The 13,874-nt window shown below is 55.4% G+C and carries 14 protein-coding genes; 9 read left to right on the top strand and 5 right to left on the bottom strand.

Translation table 11 applies throughout. The features are described from left to right. Position 1: 1 nt before the first annotated feature. Positions 2 to 415 carry a peptide-methionine (R)-S-oxide reductase MsrB gene (gene msrB / locus BJP61_RS13270; RefSeq protein ID WP_171998525.1) on the bottom strand — a complete coding sequence of 138 codons (414 nt, stop codon included), beginning with the start codon at positions 413 to 415 and terminating at the stop codon, positions 2 to 4. Positions 416 to 760: 345 nt separating this feature from the next. Between msrB and gapA the strand changes: the two genes are divergently transcribed. Together gapA and BJP61_RS13280 are read left to right on the top strand one after the other, a co-directional pair. Next, positions 761 to 1,756 carry a glyceraldehyde-3-phosphate dehydrogenase gene (gapA, locus tag BJP61_RS13275; protein WP_004386625.1) on the top strand — a complete coding sequence of 332 codons (996 nt, stop codon included), beginning with the start codon at positions 761 to 763 and terminating at the stop codon, positions 1,754 to 1,756. 77 nt (positions 1,757 to 1,833) lie between these two features. After that, on the top strand, positions 1,834 to 2,721 hold the full coding sequence (locus BJP61_RS13280) for a D-hexose-6-phosphate mutarotase (protein ID WP_171998526.1): 888 nt from the start codon (positions 1,834 to 1,836) through the stop codon (positions 2,719 to 2,721). A gap of 154 nt (positions 2,722 to 2,875) precedes the next feature. Here BJP61_RS13280 and BJP61_RS13285 read toward each other — a convergent pair whose 3' ends face one another. Beyond that, positions 2,876 to 3,622, bottom strand: coding sequence for a MipA/OmpV family protein (locus BJP61_RS13285; RefSeq protein ID WP_038863424.1), 747 nt, complete (start codon positions 3,620 to 3,622; stop codon positions 2,876 to 2,878). 434 nt (positions 3,623 to 4,056) lie between these two features. Between BJP61_RS13285 and yeaG the strand changes: the two genes are divergently transcribed. From yeaG to BJP61_RS13300, 3 genes are all read left to right on the top strand, one after another. Continuing rightward, positions 4,057 to 5,991 carry a protein kinase YeaG gene (yeaG, locus tag BJP61_RS13290; protein WP_038863426.1) on the top strand — a complete coding sequence of 645 codons (1,935 nt, stop codon included), beginning with the start codon at positions 4,057 to 4,059 and terminating at the stop codon, positions 5,989 to 5,991. A 113-nt stretch (positions 5,992 to 6,104) separates the two neighbouring features. Continuing rightward, a complete protein-coding gene (locus BJP61_RS13295; RefSeq protein WP_075192697.1) occupies positions 6,105 to 7,388 on the top strand; it encodes a YeaH/YhbH family protein in 1,284 nt (427 codons plus the stop codon). Positions 7,389 to 7,670: 282 nt separating this feature from the next. Continuing rightward, positions 7,671 to 9,191 (top strand): EAL domain-containing protein, encoded by a 1,521-nt coding sequence (locus tag BJP61_RS13300; RefSeq protein WP_171998527.1) that lies wholly within the window; start codon positions 7,671 to 7,673, stop codon positions 9,189 to 9,191. A gap of 50 nt (positions 9,192 to 9,241) precedes the next feature. Here the strand turns inward: BJP61_RS13300 and BJP61_RS13305 are convergent, their stop codons facing one another. Next, positions 9,242 to 9,415, bottom strand: a complete 174-nt coding sequence (locus tag BJP61_RS13305) for a general stress protein (protein ID WP_071603689.1) — start codon at positions 9,413 to 9,415, stop codon at positions 9,242 to 9,244. Between the two features lie 432 nt (positions 9,416 to 9,847). Between BJP61_RS13305 and BJP61_RS13310 the strand changes: the two genes are divergently transcribed. The 3 genes from BJP61_RS13310 to BJP61_RS13320 all read left to right on the top strand — a co-directional run bounded on the left by BJP61_RS13310 (position 9,848) and on the right by BJP61_RS13320 (position 12,256). Next, complete coding sequence (locus BJP61_RS13310) at positions 9,848 to 10,381, top strand: YbaK/prolyl-tRNA synthetase associated domain-containing protein (protein WP_161579391.1); 534 nt, start codon at positions 9,848 to 9,850, stop codon at positions 10,379 to 10,381. Between the two features lie 170 nt (positions 10,382 to 10,551). Next, positions 10,552 to 10,998 carry a DUF441 domain-containing protein gene (locus tag BJP61_RS13315; protein ID WP_171998528.1) on the top strand — a complete coding sequence of 149 codons (447 nt, stop codon included), beginning with the start codon at positions 10,552 to 10,554 and terminating at the stop codon, positions 10,996 to 10,998. Between the two features lie 76 nt (positions 10,999 to 11,074). Beyond that, on the top strand, positions 11,075 to 12,256 hold the full coding sequence (locus BJP61_RS13320) for a CynX/NimT family MFS transporter (protein WP_075192649.1): 1,182 nt from the start codon (positions 11,075 to 11,077) through the stop codon (positions 12,254 to 12,256). 3 nt (positions 12,257 to 12,259) lie between these two features. Here BJP61_RS13320 and BJP61_RS13325 read toward each other — a convergent pair whose 3' ends face one another. Next, positions 12,260 to 12,967 carry a CTP synthase gene (locus tag BJP61_RS13325; RefSeq protein WP_171998529.1) on the bottom strand — a complete coding sequence of 236 codons (708 nt, stop codon included), beginning with the start codon at positions 12,965 to 12,967 and terminating at the stop codon, positions 12,260 to 12,262. 209 nt (positions 12,968 to 13,176) lie between these two features. On the opposite strand from BJP61_RS13325, the gene BJP61_RS13330 reads away from it, so the two are divergent. Then, entirely contained in the window at positions 13,177 to 13,536 is a 360-nt protein-coding gene (locus tag BJP61_RS13330) for a DUF488 domain-containing protein (RefSeq protein ID WP_171999329.1), read from the top strand. 4 nt (positions 13,537 to 13,540) lie between these two features. On the opposite strand, the gene BJP61_RS13335 is transcribed toward BJP61_RS13330, so the two are convergent. Further along, positions 13,541 to 13,846, bottom strand: coding sequence for a hypothetical protein (locus BJP61_RS13335; RefSeq protein ID WP_038863436.1), 306 nt, complete (start codon positions 13,844 to 13,846; stop codon positions 13,541 to 13,543). Positions 13,847 to 13,874: the final 28 nt, after the last annotated feature.

Consider the following 13,874-nt stretch of genomic DNA (forward strand, 5'->3'; position numbering starts at 1 on the left):
TTCAGCCTTTGATCTGCTCGCCGTTGTCGTCATCGGTAAAGCTGAGCGAGGCGGAATTAACGCAATAGCGTTCGCCGGTCGGCTGCGGGCCGTCAGGGAAAACATGCCCCAGATGCGCGTCACAGTTTCCACAGCGGATTTCGATGCGCTGCATACCGTGTGAGTAGTCATTGAGGTAACGGATTGAATCTTCACTCACCGGCTCGTAAAAGCTCGGCCAGCCGCAGCCAGAGTCGTATTTGGTTTGTGAGTTAAATAGCGGCGCATCGCACACCAGACAGTGGTAGACGCCATCACGTTTGTTGTGCAGCAGACGCCCGGTATACGGCGGTTCCGTGCCGTGATTCTGGGTGACGTAGAACTGCATTTCCGTCAGGGTGTTTTTCAAATCGTCATGGGAGTTTTGATTGGCCATAAGGTGACATCTCGGGGGAGGTTTAAGCAGTTACATTACCTGCAATATTCTAACAAAACATTAACAGTGACGTGTACACTTTTGGTCTAAACTTAGCACTGAAAATGCAGCGGAGAGGCAAATGTGACTCGCGTCACACTTTTATTTTCAATGGCCTTTTAAATTCCTGGCAGCGTCCCCATATGGACGTAAGCCCAAAAGGAAAATCAGGCGAGTCAGACGCGCAAAGCTTGTCCACAGGATTGATTTGTCGCAATGATTGACACGATTCCGCTTGACGCTGCGTAAGGTTTTTGTAATTTTACAGCCAACCTTTTATTCACTAACAAATAGCTGGTGGAATATATGACTATCAAAGTAGGTATCAACGGTTTTGGCCGTATCGGTCGCATTGTTTTCCGTGCCGCTCAGAAACGTTCTGACATCGAGATCGTTGCAATTAACGACCTGTTAGACGCTGACTACATGGCCTACATGCTGAAGTATGACTCTACTCACGGTCGTTTCGACGGTACCGTTGAAGTTAAAGACGGTCATCTGATCGTTAACGGTAAAAAAATCCGCGTTACCGCTGAAAAAGACCCGGCTAACCTGAAGTGGGACGAAGTGGGCGTGGACGTGGTTGCTGAAGCAACCGGTATCTTCCTGACCGACGAAACCGCACGTAAACACATCACCGCTGGCGCGAAAAAAGTTGTTCTGACTGGCCCGTCCAAAGACAACACCCCGATGTTCGTTCGTGGCGCTAACTTTGATAAATATGCAGGCCAGGACATCGTGTCCAACGCTTCCTGCACCACCAACTGCCTGGCTCCGCTGGCGAAAGTTATCAACGACAACTTCGGCATCATCGAAGGTCTGATGACCACCGTTCACGCGACCACCGCTACCCAGAAAACCGTTGACGGCCCGTCTCACAAAGACTGGCGCGGCGGCCGCGGCGCAGCGCAGAACATCATCCCGTCCTCTACCGGTGCTGCTAAAGCAGTAGGTAAAGTCCTGCCGGAACTGAACGGCAAACTGACTGGTATGGCGTTCCGCGTTCCGACCCCGAACGTATCTGTTGTTGACCTGACCGTTCGTCTGGAAAAAGCAGCAACTTACGAGCAGATCAAAGACGCTATCAAGAAAGCCGCTGAAGGCGAAATGAAAGGCGTTCTGGGCTACACCGAAGATGACGTGGTTTCCACCGACTTCAACGGCGAAGTCTGCACTTCCGTGTTCGATGCTAAAGCAGGTATCGCACTGAACGACAACTTTGTGAAACTGGTTTCCTGGTACGACAACGAAACTGGCTACTCCAACAAAGTTCTGGACCTGATCGCTCACATCTCCAAATAAGTGAGATGGGTTTTTGATCTTAAGGGCGACTTCGGTCGCCCTTTTTATTTGGCTTTTAAGACAGAGGATTGCCAGAAATGATTAACACGATTTTTGCCCTGCCGGTGTCTGAACAGTTAACCCCTTATCTCTCCCGCCGTCAGCATGACGAGCTGGATATTGTTGTCGTTGACCATCCGCAGGTACGCGCCGCGGTGGCGCTGCAGGGCGCGCATCTGCTCTGCTGGAAGCCCGCCGGTGAAGAGGACGTGCTGTGGCTGAGCGGCAATACGCCTTTTAAAAAGGGCGTCGCGCTGCGTGGCGGCGTGCCGATCTGCTGGCCGTGGTTCGGTCCGTCTGCGCAAAAAGATCTGCCTTCTCACGGTTTCGCCCGTAATCTGCCGTGGACGTTAAGCGCTCATAACGAAGACGATAATGGCGTGGTGCTGACGTTTGAACTGCACGCCAGCGAAGCGAGCCGCCAGTACTGGCCGCACGATTTCACGCTCTATGCACGCTACAAACTTGGCAAAACCTGCGAAATGGAACTGGAAGCGCACGGCGAATTTGAAACCACCTCCGCGCTGCACACCTATTTCAATGTAGGCGATATCGCTGACGTCAAAGTCAGCGGCCTTGGCGATACCTACCTCGATAAAGTCAAGGGCGGCGAGCAAGGGGCGCTGACAGACGGCGTGCAGACCTTCCCGGACCGTACCGACCGCGTCTACCTGAACCCGGAAGGGTGCAGCCTGATCCACGACGGCGCGCTCAACCGCACGATTGAAGTGGTGCATCACCATAACAGCAACGTGGTGGGCTGGAACCCGGGCCCGGCGCTCTCCGTCAGCATGGGCGATATGCCGGACGACGGCTATAAAACCTTTGTGTGTGTTGAAACGGCCTGCGTCACTGCCCCGCAGCAGACTCGTGAGGACAAACCTTCGCGCCTCTCCCAGACGCTGCGCGTCGTGAAGAAAGCCTGATCATCGACGGCCCCGTAAACGGGGCCGTTTTTTTGCGCTCACGCGTTCTCCCTGCCCTTTTTTGCCCTTTTCCGCCTTTGTTGCGCTTAACGGTTCGCCCTTTCGCCATAAAAAAGGGGCGCACATGGCGCCCCGTGAATCCCTGTCCGCGTTATCAGAACGTATAGGTTACGCCGGTAGACAGCAGCGCAGACCAGGAGCGGTCCACCATCGGGCTGTCTTTCGCTTCGTCGCTCAGATGGGTGTAACGGCCGCTGCCGTACACGCTCCAGCTGTCAGAAAGACGATAGCTGGCGGTCAGCTCCGCATACGGCGCCCAGCCGTCGTCCGCATCGTAGCGGTTCAGGCCGCTGCGGCGCGACTCTTTGCCGCTCACGCCGTAGTAGTAATCGTTCTGGTTTTCACTGCTCCACTCCACGCCGATACCCGGAATAAGCGTCAGGCCGCCGTTGGTGTAGCGATAGAGCCAGCCGAGATCCCAGACGATGCCGTTACTGTTATCCAGCGTGTCGGCGGCAAGAGAGGTGCGCAGGAAGCCGTATTCGGTGTTATGCACGTAAGACAAACCCGCCATCAGCGTCGCTTTACGCTCGTCCAGACGACGTAACGCACGGTTGTCGCTGTCGCCTGGTTTGAAATGATCCGGCGAATAGTACGCCATAATGGAGAGCTTATCGGCGGTGTCGTTCCACAGGTAATAACCTGCGCCCAGGCCGCGTACCCAGAAGTTATCGCCTTCATAATTGATAACCGGCAGAGGGTAAACGTCACGGTCATACTGCTTATACGGGTTCACCACCCATCCTGCACCTGCGCCAACTGACAGCTTTCCTTCTGCATGCGCGAGAGTAGCGGCTGAAGCCATGAGGGCACCCAGTGCCAGAAATTTGAATGTGCTCACAATGCATCAAGTCCTTTAGTCAAATGATCAGCTCGCGAAGTGTAACCGCCTCGTACTCTTCACCCCAAATTTTTTCGCACATCTTTACATCATTCGATCGCGCAGCCTCGCATTTTCGCGTTACAGCGGCCTTGCAATTTTATGACTTTGCGGTGAATCCGCGTCTTGTACGCAAATGCTTTAGCAGAAACAACGGGATGAGTGCTTGATAAATCACTGGTTCCCTGAAACAGCCGCATGCAAGATTTTCAAATGCCATCTACGCTTAAAATTAAGAAGGTGCATTACCCTGACCGCAGTAGCACAGTGCAACGCGCAATAAATGCTTCAGTTGGCATTAGGGTTGCTGTACTCAGAATACGTCTTCCGGGAGCCTCCACTATTCATATGAACGGCTCTTAAACCTGTGCTAAAAAACGAAAGGACGGCATGCCATGAATATATTCGATCACTATCGCCAGCGCTATGAAGCTGCCAAGGACGAAGAGTTCACACTGCAGGAATTTCTTACCGTTTGCCGGCAGGATCGCAGTGCTTATGCCAATGCGGCAGAACGGCTATTGATGGCCATCGGTGAGCCAGTGATGGTGGATACTGCCCAGGAGCCACGGCTTTCCCGTCTCTTTTCGAACCGGGTAGTCGCCCGGTATCCGGCGTTTGAGGAGTTCTATGGCATGGAAGAGGCCATCGAGCAGATTGTGTCGTATCTGAAACATGCGGCGCAGGGTCTGGAAGAGAAAAAACAGATCCTCTATCTGCTGGGCCCGGTAGGCGGCGGTAAATCATCGCTGGCCGAGCGCCTGAAATCGCTGATGCAGCGCGTGCCCATTTATGTGCTTAGCGCCAACGGCGAGCGCAGCCCGGTCAACGATCATCCGCTGTGCCTCTTTAACCCGCAGGAAGACGCGCAGATCCTTGAAAAAGAATACAACGTGCCGCGTCGCTATCTCGGCACCATTATGTCGCCGTGGGCCGCGAAACGCCTGCATGAATTCGGCGGCGACATCACCAAATTCCGCGTGGTTAAAGTCTGGCCGTCCATTCTTGAGCAAATTGCTATCGCTAAAACCGAGCCGGGCGATGAAAATAATCAGGATATTTCAGCGCTGGTCGGCAAAGTGGATATCCGTAAGCTTGAGCATCACGCCCAAAACGATCCCGATGCCTACGGCTACTCCGGTGCGCTCTGCCGCGCCAACCAGGGCGTAATGGAATTCGTCGAGATGTTCAAAGCGCCGATTAAAGTGCTGCATCCGCTGCTCACCGCGACGCAGGAAGGGAACTATAACGGGACGGAAGGCATCTCCGCCCTGCCCTTTAACGGTATTATTCTGGCGCACTCCAACGAATCGGAATGGGTGACTTTCCGCAACAATAAAAACAACGAGGCGTTTCTTGACCGTGTTTATATCGTCAAGGTGCCTTACTGCCTGCGTATCTCGGAAGAGATTAAAATCTACGAGAAACTGCTTAACCACAGTGAGCTTTCACATGCCCCTTGCGCGCCCGGCACGCTGGAAACCCTGGCCCGCTTCTCGATACTGTCGCGCCTGAAAGAGCCGGAAAACTCCAGCATTTACTCGAAAATGCGCGTCTATGACGGCGAAAGCCTGAAAGATACCGACCCGAAAGCGAAATCGTATCAGGAGTATCGCGACTACGCGGGCGTCGACGAAGGCATGAATGGCCTGTCGACCCGTTTCGCGTTCAAGATCCTCTCGCGCGTCTTTAACTTCGATCACACCGAAGTGGCGGCGAACCCGGTACATCTCTTTTATGTGCTGGAGCAGCAGATTGAGCGCGAGCAGTTCCCGCAGGAGAGCGCGGAGCGCTATCTCGAATTCCTCAAAGGCTATCTGATCCCGAAATATGCCGAGTTTATTGGCAAAGAGATCCAGACGGCGTATCTGGAGTCCTACTCCGAATATGGTCAGAACATCTTTGACCGCTACGTTACCTATGCGGATTTCTGGATCCAGGATCAGGAGTATCGCGATCCGGATACCGGTCAGCTCTTCGACCGCGAATCGCTCAACGCGGAGCTTGAGAAAATCGAGAAACCGGCAGGCATCAGCAACCCGAAAGATTTCCGTAACGAAATCGTCAACTTCGTGCTGCGTGCCCGTGCTAACCATAATGGTCGTAATCCGAACTGGACCAGCTATGAGAAGCTGCGCACGGTTATCGAGAAAAAAATGTTCTCGAACACCGAGGAGTTGCTGCCCGTTATCTCCTTTAACGCCAAAACCTCCACGGACGAGCAGAAGAAACACGATGATTTCGTCGATCGCATGATGGAAAAAGGCTATACCCGCAAGCAAGTACGTCTGCTGTGCGAATGGTATCTGCGCGTGCGTAAATCGTCTTAACACCATCGCCCGGCGGCGTTCGCGCGGCCGGGCTTACAACGAAGCGAACCGTATGCCGCAACCTGCGGCGAAACAGGCGCACAGAAAGTTGGCAAATGCAGTACGGGGGGCATATGACCTGGTTCATAGACCGACGTCTTAACGGCAAAAACAAGAGCACGGTAAACCGCCAGCGCTTTTTGCGCCGTTACAAAGCACAAATCAAGCAGTCGATTTCCGAGGCCATCAACAAGCGCTCGGTGACCGACATCCAGAGCGGCGAGTCCGTTTCCATTCCTAACGACGATATCAGTGAACCGATGTTTCATCAGGGGCGCGGCGGCCTGCGCCATCGCGTCCATCCGGGCAACGATCATTTCGTGCAAAACGATCGCATCGAGCGCCCGCAGGGCGGCGGCGGCGGTTCCGGCAGTGGTCAGGGCCAGGCGAGCGCCGACGGCGAAGGCCAGGATGAATTCGTCTTTCAAATCTCCAAAGATGAATATCTCGACCTGCTGTTTGAAGATCTCGCCCTGCCGAATCTGAAAAAAAACCAGCATCGTCAGCTAAACGAATATAAAACCCATCGCTCCGGTTACACCTCAAACGGGGTGCCCGCCAACATCAGCGTGGTGCGCTCGCTGCAAAACTCGCTGGCGCGCCGCACCGCGATGACTGCGGGCAAACGTCGGGCGCTGCGCGAGCTGGAGGCGAATCTTGATGAGGCGCTGAAAAGCGAACCGGCGCAGCTGCTTGAAGAAGAGCGTTTGCGCCGGGAGATAGCCGAACTGCGCGCCAAAATTGAACGCGTGCCGTTTATCGACACATTCGATCTGCGTTATAAAAACTTCGAGAAACGCCCGGAGCCCTCAAGCCAGGCGGTTATGTTCTGCCTGATGGACGTCTCCGGCTCGATGGATCAGGCCACCAAAGATATGGCCAAGCGCTTTTATATTCTGCTCTATCTGTTCCTGAGCCGGACCTATAAAAACGTCGATGTGGTCTATATCCGCCATCACACACAGGCCAAAGAGGTGGATGAGCACGAGTTTTTCTATTCACAGGAGACCGGCGGGACGATTGTTTCCAGCGCGCTGAAGCTGATGGATGAAGTGGTCAAAGCGCGTTACGACCCGGCGCAGTGGAATATTTATGCCGCACAGGCGTCCGATGGCGATAACTGGGCGGATGATTCCCCCCTGTGCCATGAAATTCTGGCCAAGAAAATTCTGCCGGTGGTGCGTTATTACAGTTATATCGAAATCACCCGCCGCGCTCACCAGACCCTGTGGCGTGAATATGAAGATTTGCAGGCGACCTATGAGAATTTCGCTATGCAGCATATTCGCGATCAGGATGATATTTATCCCGTATTCCGCGAGCTGTTTCATAAGCAGGCCAGCGAAAGCTGGAGCTAACTTGCGGGCCGACGCTGTCGGCCCCGTTATTTCTTTTTTACTTATCCGCAATTAAAGCGCCACTAAACTTTTATATCAGCCTCACTTAATTAAACGTGCATTTTCGCCCATACTATTTAGTAACGCACCATCTCATTATTAATAACCCTACAGAATTTACTTACAGCCGGTTCGCTATCAGTTATAGTGGGCGGCATTAAATAAGAACGACGCGGCGCCGTCGCAGGACCACCGTGAATCATGTCTAACAGGGTCTCATTGGGCTTGAATAAAAATGCCGGAATGGCGGGAATAATTCTCGCCAGTCTATTTGCCGTTCTGGCCGCTGCGCAAATTATGTACTGGCGGACAGAAGCAAGCCGCATCAACGATTATAGTCAGGCGGTGCTGGAGCGTAGCGTAACGCTCCTGCAACAGGCAAATGATATTGCCGCCCGCGAAGCGAAAATGGCGCATTATCCCTCCTGTAGTGAAGCCGATCTTAATGCGCTGCGCACGCTGCTATGGAATTATCAGCTGATAAAAGACGTCGGCCGCACCAGCGCGCGCGGGATTTTATGTACGGCGCTATGGGGGCGCCTTCCCATTGCGCAGCCGTTGACCGCAACGGAAAGTTTTGTTGGCCGCAACGGCGCTCGCTGGTTATTAAATCTGCCCTTAACCGATAACATTAACGTCAGCGCCTGGTGGCGTAACGATCTGCTGGTGATATTTTCTCCTTTTATTTTTGCCCGCTTCGAAAAAGACGCAGCGACTGCGCACTACAGCGCCGTTATCACCAATTCTCAGCATAATCACCGCTGGTTTACCCTCGGCCCAACCCAGGCGCTATTAACCGAAGCGGATGCCACCACCCATTACGCCTGGTATTTTATTACCCGCGAACAGTGCAACCGCCAATACGATCTCTGCGTAATTGCTGGCACACATCCTTATGGATTATTGCAGGCGCGCTGGTATACCCTCGCGCTACTTACCGCGCTGGGCCTGGGGCTCGGCATTTTGATCTGTACAAGCCTCGTCTTTTATCGCAGGAAAAAAACCTCGCTGCCGACCCGGCTGGAAAATGCCTTAAAAAACGGCGAGATGCGGGTGGTTTATCAGCCAATTTATGAAATAGAAACCGGCCGGATGAAAGGCATGGAGGCGCTGCTGCGCTGGCATGATAATAACGGGGACGCTATTTCGCCGGATCTGTTTATTCCACTTGCGGAAAAAGAAGGGCTGATGGCAAAAATCACAGAATTTGTGACGACGCAGGCCGTGGGTGAAATGGCGGAGTTATTAAACCGGTATGACCTCACGCTCAGTATCAATATCAGCCTCGCCGACCTTTTCTCTCATCATTATCTGGATTTTTTGACGAAACTGACACAAAAAATCGGGCTGCCACCCAGCCGAATTATGCTCGAAATCACCGAGCGGGAAAATGCTACGCTTGCGCATATGGAAGCCGCGATATTACTCTTTAAGCGGCACGGTTTTTTGATAGCGCTTGATGATTTCGGCACCGGTTATTCCACTATCTCCTGGCTGTCGCGTCTGCCGATTGATGAAGTAAAAGTGGATAAAAGCATTACCGATGCGATCGGTACGCCTTCGCTGAATAAAACCCTGCTGGTAAATTTAATTCTGATGCTCAAAGCGATGCCACAGCAGATTGTCTTTGAAGGGCTCGAACAGCGGTTGCAGGTCGATTATTTACAGGATAATTTTCCGGGCTGTTATGGGCAGGGCTGGTGGTTTTCACGCCCCGTGGACAGCCAGGCGCTGCGCTTATTACTAACCATGCAGGCAAAATAAAAACAGCAGCCCTGAGGCTGCTGTATCACAGATAAATTCAGCGAGGCGAATTATTTACGTCCGCCGCCGTGGCTGTTCTGGCCGCCTTTTTTACCTGCTTCAGACGCACGCTCCGGGTCATTTTTAAAATTCCCGCCGCTCTGCTGTCCGCCTTTTTTACCCGCTTCAGATGCTTTTTCACGATCTTCGGCAAAATTGCCGGAACCACCACGATGCTCTGCCATAACAACCTCCGGGTTTGGGTTAGTGTTACCAGAAAAAAAGTACTACATTAAAACCTGTTCGCCTGCTGAAAGCAGTATGACGTTGTTCGGCCGGAGCGCACTGGTGTGTATCTCATTTCGTAAATGTCGTGCCTGAGAATATTCCCACCAGCACCACGAAGACGAAATTATTACTCCCATCCAGTGCCGCGATTATTTATCCGCCGTGCGGAAACCTTCATTCGCGCTATTACGACCACCGCTTTCATAAGGCACTCTTATGATCCTAATACAGCATTCCAGAGTAAGCCAAACGACACGCCGCCTTTTTTTCAGGTAATAACCCCAGGGCCTTTATTTTACTGGATTTTATTTTGTGTACATTTGCTGGCGTTGCAAAATAAGCGAGCCGTCAGTATGGTGGAAACGTCATAATATAAGCGAGGCGAGATAATGAAAGGCATGGATATTCATCAAATGCTGGTGGACTTACTGACCACAGGCCAGGCGCGGTTTCGCGTGGTGGAACATGAGGCGATGGGCAAATGCGAGGCGGTATCGGAAATTCGCGGCACGCAACTCAGCCAGGGGGCCAAAGCGCTGGTATGCAAAATCAAAGGCAACGGCGTAAAACAGGTGGTGCTGGCGGTACTCGGGGCCGATTTGCAGGCCGACCTGACGCAGTTAGCGCAACATCTTGGCGGCACCAAAGCGTCGCTTGCGAGCCCTGCGGAAGTCGATGAACTCACCCGCTGTGTTTTCGGGGCTATCCCGCCGTTCAGTTTTCACCCGTCGCTCCGGCTCGTCGCCGACCCGTTACTCTTTGAGCGTCACGATGAGATCGCCTTTAACGCCGGTCTGCTTGAAAAATCGATTATCATGGACACTGCTGACTATCTGCGCCTGGCGAAACCCACGCAGATTGCGTTTCACCGCGCGGCGTCTACCAGCGCTTCTCCAGAAACCGCACCGCAACAATCAGCGTAGCGGCGACGGCGAAAAAGAAGGTGGTTATCCAGAGTGTGTCGGGCGATAGCAAGTCGTTCATCGTCTCTCCGGGTCTCTCGCCTGTCAGGAAGCAGGCTCCACAGATACCGGCTTTTGATTGCAAAATAATGACGACAGGCCGACAGGCCCTTTTTGGCAAGGAACTCAAGATGTTCGATATTACGCTGCTTATCCTGCTGGCGCTGGCCGGTCTGGGATTTGTCAGCCATAACATGGCGGTGACGGTCTCGGTTCTTGTACTGATCGTTATCCGGATGACGCCGCTCAGCGCCTGGTTTCCGTGGGTTGAAAAACAGGGCGTCACCGCTGGCATCATCATTCTGACCATCAGCGTGATGGCCCCCATCGCCAGCGGCACCCTGCCCACCTCCACGCTGTTTCATGCTTTTCTTAACTGGAAATCGCTGGTGGCTATCGCCGTCGGCATTTTTGTTTCCTGGCTTGGCGGCAAGGGCGTGGCGCTAATGGGCAGCCAGCCGTCGATTGTGGCCGGTCTGCTGGTTGGCACGGTGCTCGGCGTGGCGCTCTTTCGCGGCGTGCCGGTCGGGCCGCTTATCGCCGCGGGCCTGGTGTCGCTGCTGATTGGCCGCCAGTAGCCGTGCGTTTTGTTTTTGATCTTTTCATCCGCAGTATTCGCGCGGTATCCCCACGCCGCGCGCCCATGAGGAACCCATGACTAACCTGACTTCTTCGCGTCGCGGCGGCTGGCTGCTGCTGGCAGGCATTCTGATGATTGCCACTACGCTTCGCGTCACTTTTACCGGTGCCGCTCCCCTGCTGGACGCTATCCGCCTTGACTTTACCCTCTCCACCGCCGCGACAGGTCTGTTAACCACGTTGCCGCTGCTCGCCTTCGCGCTGGTATCTCCGCTGGCGGCGGGGAGCGCGAGGCGCTTCGGTATGGAGCGCAGCCTCTGCGGCGCGCTGCTCTTTATCTGCGCCGGTATTGCCCTGCGCTCGTCGGGCGGCGCGGCGGCGCTCTTTACCGGCACCGCGCTTATCGGCTGTGGCATTGCCTTTGGCAACGTCCTGCTGCCCGGCATGATCAAACGTGATTTTCCAGGCCAGGTGGCGAAACTCACCGGCGCGTATTCCCTGACGATGGGGCTTGCGGCGGCGGCGGGCTCGGCGCTGGTAGTGCCGGTAGCGGCCTTCAGCGGCGGCTGGCGCGGCGCGCTGCTGGCGCTCATGGTCTTTCCGCTCCTCGCGCTGCTGCTCTGGCTGCCGCAGCTGCGCGCGGCGCGCGGCGATGCCGTCGGCGGCGCGGCGCTGCATAACCGTGGCATCTGGCGCTCGGCTCTGGCCTGGCAGGTCACCCTCTTTCTCGGCGTCAATTCGCTTATTTATTACATCGTCATCGGCTGGCTGCCGTCGATTCTGCTAAGCCGCGGTTATAGCGAGGCGCAGGCCGGTTCGCTGCACGGGCTGATGCAGCTCGCCACCGCCGTGCCGGGCATCGCGGTGCCGCTGTTGCTGGCAAAATTACGGGATCAGCGCGCCATCGCCGTACTGACGGCGCTGCTCTGTGCGCTAAGCCCGATCGGGCTGTGGCTTTTCCCTGGGCAGGCGGCCTGCTGGGTAGTAATTTTTGGGTTCGGCTCGGGGGCGACCATGATCCTCGGCCTGACGTTTATCGGCCTGCGCGCCAGCTCGGCGCATCAGGCGGCGGCGCTCTCCGGCATGGCGCAATCGGTGGGATATCTGCTGGCGGCGTGCGGGCCGCCGGTTATTGGCAGGCTCCACGATCTGACGCAGAGCTGGAGCCTGCCGCTGCTGCTGTGCGCCGCGCTGGCGGTGGTTATGGCCATCGCGGGCGGGTTCGCCGGACGCGCACGGGAAATCGGCGCGCCTTAATGATTAGCGACGGGCAGCGCGCAGGAATTCACGCACCAGCGGTACCGGACGCCCGTCAAGCGCGCCGCGCTCATGCTGGAACAGCGTCGCCACGAAGAACGGATGGGTGGTGAGTTCGACGGCGCGCACGTCGCCGTCGTTATCCCAGCCGGTGACTTTCAGCGCGTCGCCGTTCAGCGCCTCAACGAATTCCGGTGCTACGCCGAAGCGACAGCGATACGCCTCTTCTATTTCCATTCGCCCGTAAGCGCGCGCGATAAGCGTATGCGGGCGCAGTTCAATCTCGCCGGTTTGCTCCACCAGTGAACAGCTGAGCGGCGAAATCACCAGCCTGCCGCCCTGCGCCGTTTCGCCGTGGCTGGCGTCTTCCCAGCCCAGCACGTTGCGGGCGTATTCTATGACCGCATGCTGAAAACCGCCGCAGGTGCCGAGAAACGGGATCGCATTTTCACGCGCGTAACGAATGGCGATAAACGCGCCATCTTCATTGTCGTAAGGGCTGCCGGGCACGACCCAGACGGCATCATAGCCGACAAGATCTTCCGCGCTTGCGATCTCTTTGGTCGGGAGCCAGTCGTAATCGGCAGTGAGTTCCAGCACGGCGGCAGCGTCGTCAATCGCAAGCGGAATAGCCTGATGCGCGACGGTTTCGGCATTATAGTCGCCGACCAGGGCGATACGGAGTGTGGATGAGAGCGGAGAGGTTTCCATGAGGTTTTCCTTATGCATGAACGGATTGAGCATAACATAAGGAACATCAGCATACCGACAGGCGCGCTCGCGAACAACACCCAAAATCAGCAGGGAACCTGTTGCCTGCTATTTTGCGAGACGTCCCGGACAAAGGTGTCTTGCCGTTTGCCTGGCGTCCGTTGCAGGCAGATAATCCCTCCGGTCATAACCATATGCAGGAGGCAATGATGATTGCGTTAAAACGCGTTTACGACGAGCCGGACGCGCAGGACGGCTACCGGGTGCTGGTGGACAGACTCTGGCCACGCGGCATTAAGAAAACGGATCTGCCGCTGGATGAGTGGAATAAAACGCTCGCGCCCTCGACCGCGCTTCGCAAAGCGTTGCATGGCGAGGTAATTGACTTCGCGCACTTCAGCGAGCGCTACCGTGAGGAGTTAGCCGCGCAGCAGGAAGAAGGCGCACGTCTCGCGGCCATCGCCCGTAACGGGACGCTGACGTTGTTGTACGGCGCAAAAGACAGGCAGCAGAACCACGCACAGGTGCTTGCCGCGTGGCTCCGGGAGATAATGGCTGGCGGGCGTTAAATCGTCAGTCGAGCAGCAGCGCCGTCTCTTCGAGCGGCAGCAGTTCGCCGTCAAGCGGCATAAGGTGTTCGGCGCGCACAAACGCAAAGCCGGTCTGGCCATCGGCGGCGACGACATTACCGGTCACCAGCCAGAGCGGGCGGGCGCAGGCCGTCGGCAGCTCGGTCATAAACCCGGTCACCGGGTTGATAAAGCGCTCGCCAGGCTGGCAGAGGCTGAAAAGCTCAACAGATTTACCAATATTTCCCCGACCGGCAGCGGTACGGGCGCCGATGATAATGGCGAGAGCGCCTGGTTTGAGTTGTTGCATGGGGTCTTTCCGCGTTCGCAATACAGTA

It is taken from the genome of Cronobacter sp. JZ38, assembly GCF_008932145.1.
Lineage (GTDB): Bacteria > Pseudomonadota > Gammaproteobacteria > Enterobacterales > Enterobacteriaceae > Cronobacter > Cronobacter muytjensii.

Bases quoted from the DNA above. Each gene is read 5' to 3' on its own strand.
- msrB (WP_171998525.1), bottom strand. From the start codon at position 415: ATGGCCAATCAAAACTCCCATGACGATTTGAAAAACACCCTGACGGAA.
- gapA (WP_004386625.1), top strand. From the start codon at position 761: ATGACTATCAAAGTAGGTATCAACGGTTTTGGCCGTATCGGTCGCATT.
- BJP61_RS13280 (WP_171998526.1), top strand. From the start codon at position 1,834: ATGATTAACACGATTTTTGCCCTGCCGGTGTCTGAACAGTTAACCCCT.
- yeaG (WP_038863426.1), top strand. From the start codon at position 4,057: ATGAATATATTCGATCACTATCGCCAGCGCTATGAAGCTGCCAAGGAC.
- BJP61_RS13295 (WP_075192697.1), top strand. From the start codon at position 6,105: ATGACCTGGTTCATAGACCGACGTCTTAACGGCAAAAACAAGAGCACG.
- BJP61_RS13300 (WP_171998527.1), top strand. From the start codon at position 7,671: ATGGCGGGAATAATTCTCGCCAGTCTATTTGCCGTTCTGGCCGCTGCG.
- BJP61_RS13305 (WP_071603689.1), bottom strand. From the start codon at position 9,415: ATGGCAGAGCATCGTGGTGGTTCCGGCAATTTTGCCGAAGATCGTGAA.
- BJP61_RS13310 (WP_161579391.1), top strand. From the start codon at position 9,848: ATGAAAGGCATGGATATTCATCAAATGCTGGTGGACTTACTGACCACA.
- BJP61_RS13315 (WP_171998528.1), top strand. From the start codon at position 10,552: ATGTTCGATATTACGCTGCTTATCCTGCTGGCGCTGGCCGGTCTGGGA.
- BJP61_RS13320 (WP_075192649.1), top strand. From the start codon at position 11,075: ATGACTAACCTGACTTCTTCGCGTCGCGGCGGCTGGCTGCTGCTGGCA.
- BJP61_RS13325 (WP_171998529.1), bottom strand. From the start codon at position 12,967: ATGGAAACCTCTCCGCTCTCATCCACACTCCGTATCGCCCTGGTCGGC.
- BJP61_RS13330 (WP_171999329.1), top strand. From the start codon at position 13,177: ATGATTGCGTTAAAACGCGTTTACGACGAGCCGGACGCGCAGGACGGC.
- BJP61_RS13335 (WP_038863436.1), bottom strand. From the start codon at position 13,846: ATGCAACAACTCAAACCAGGCGCTCTCGCCATTATCATCGGCGCCCGT.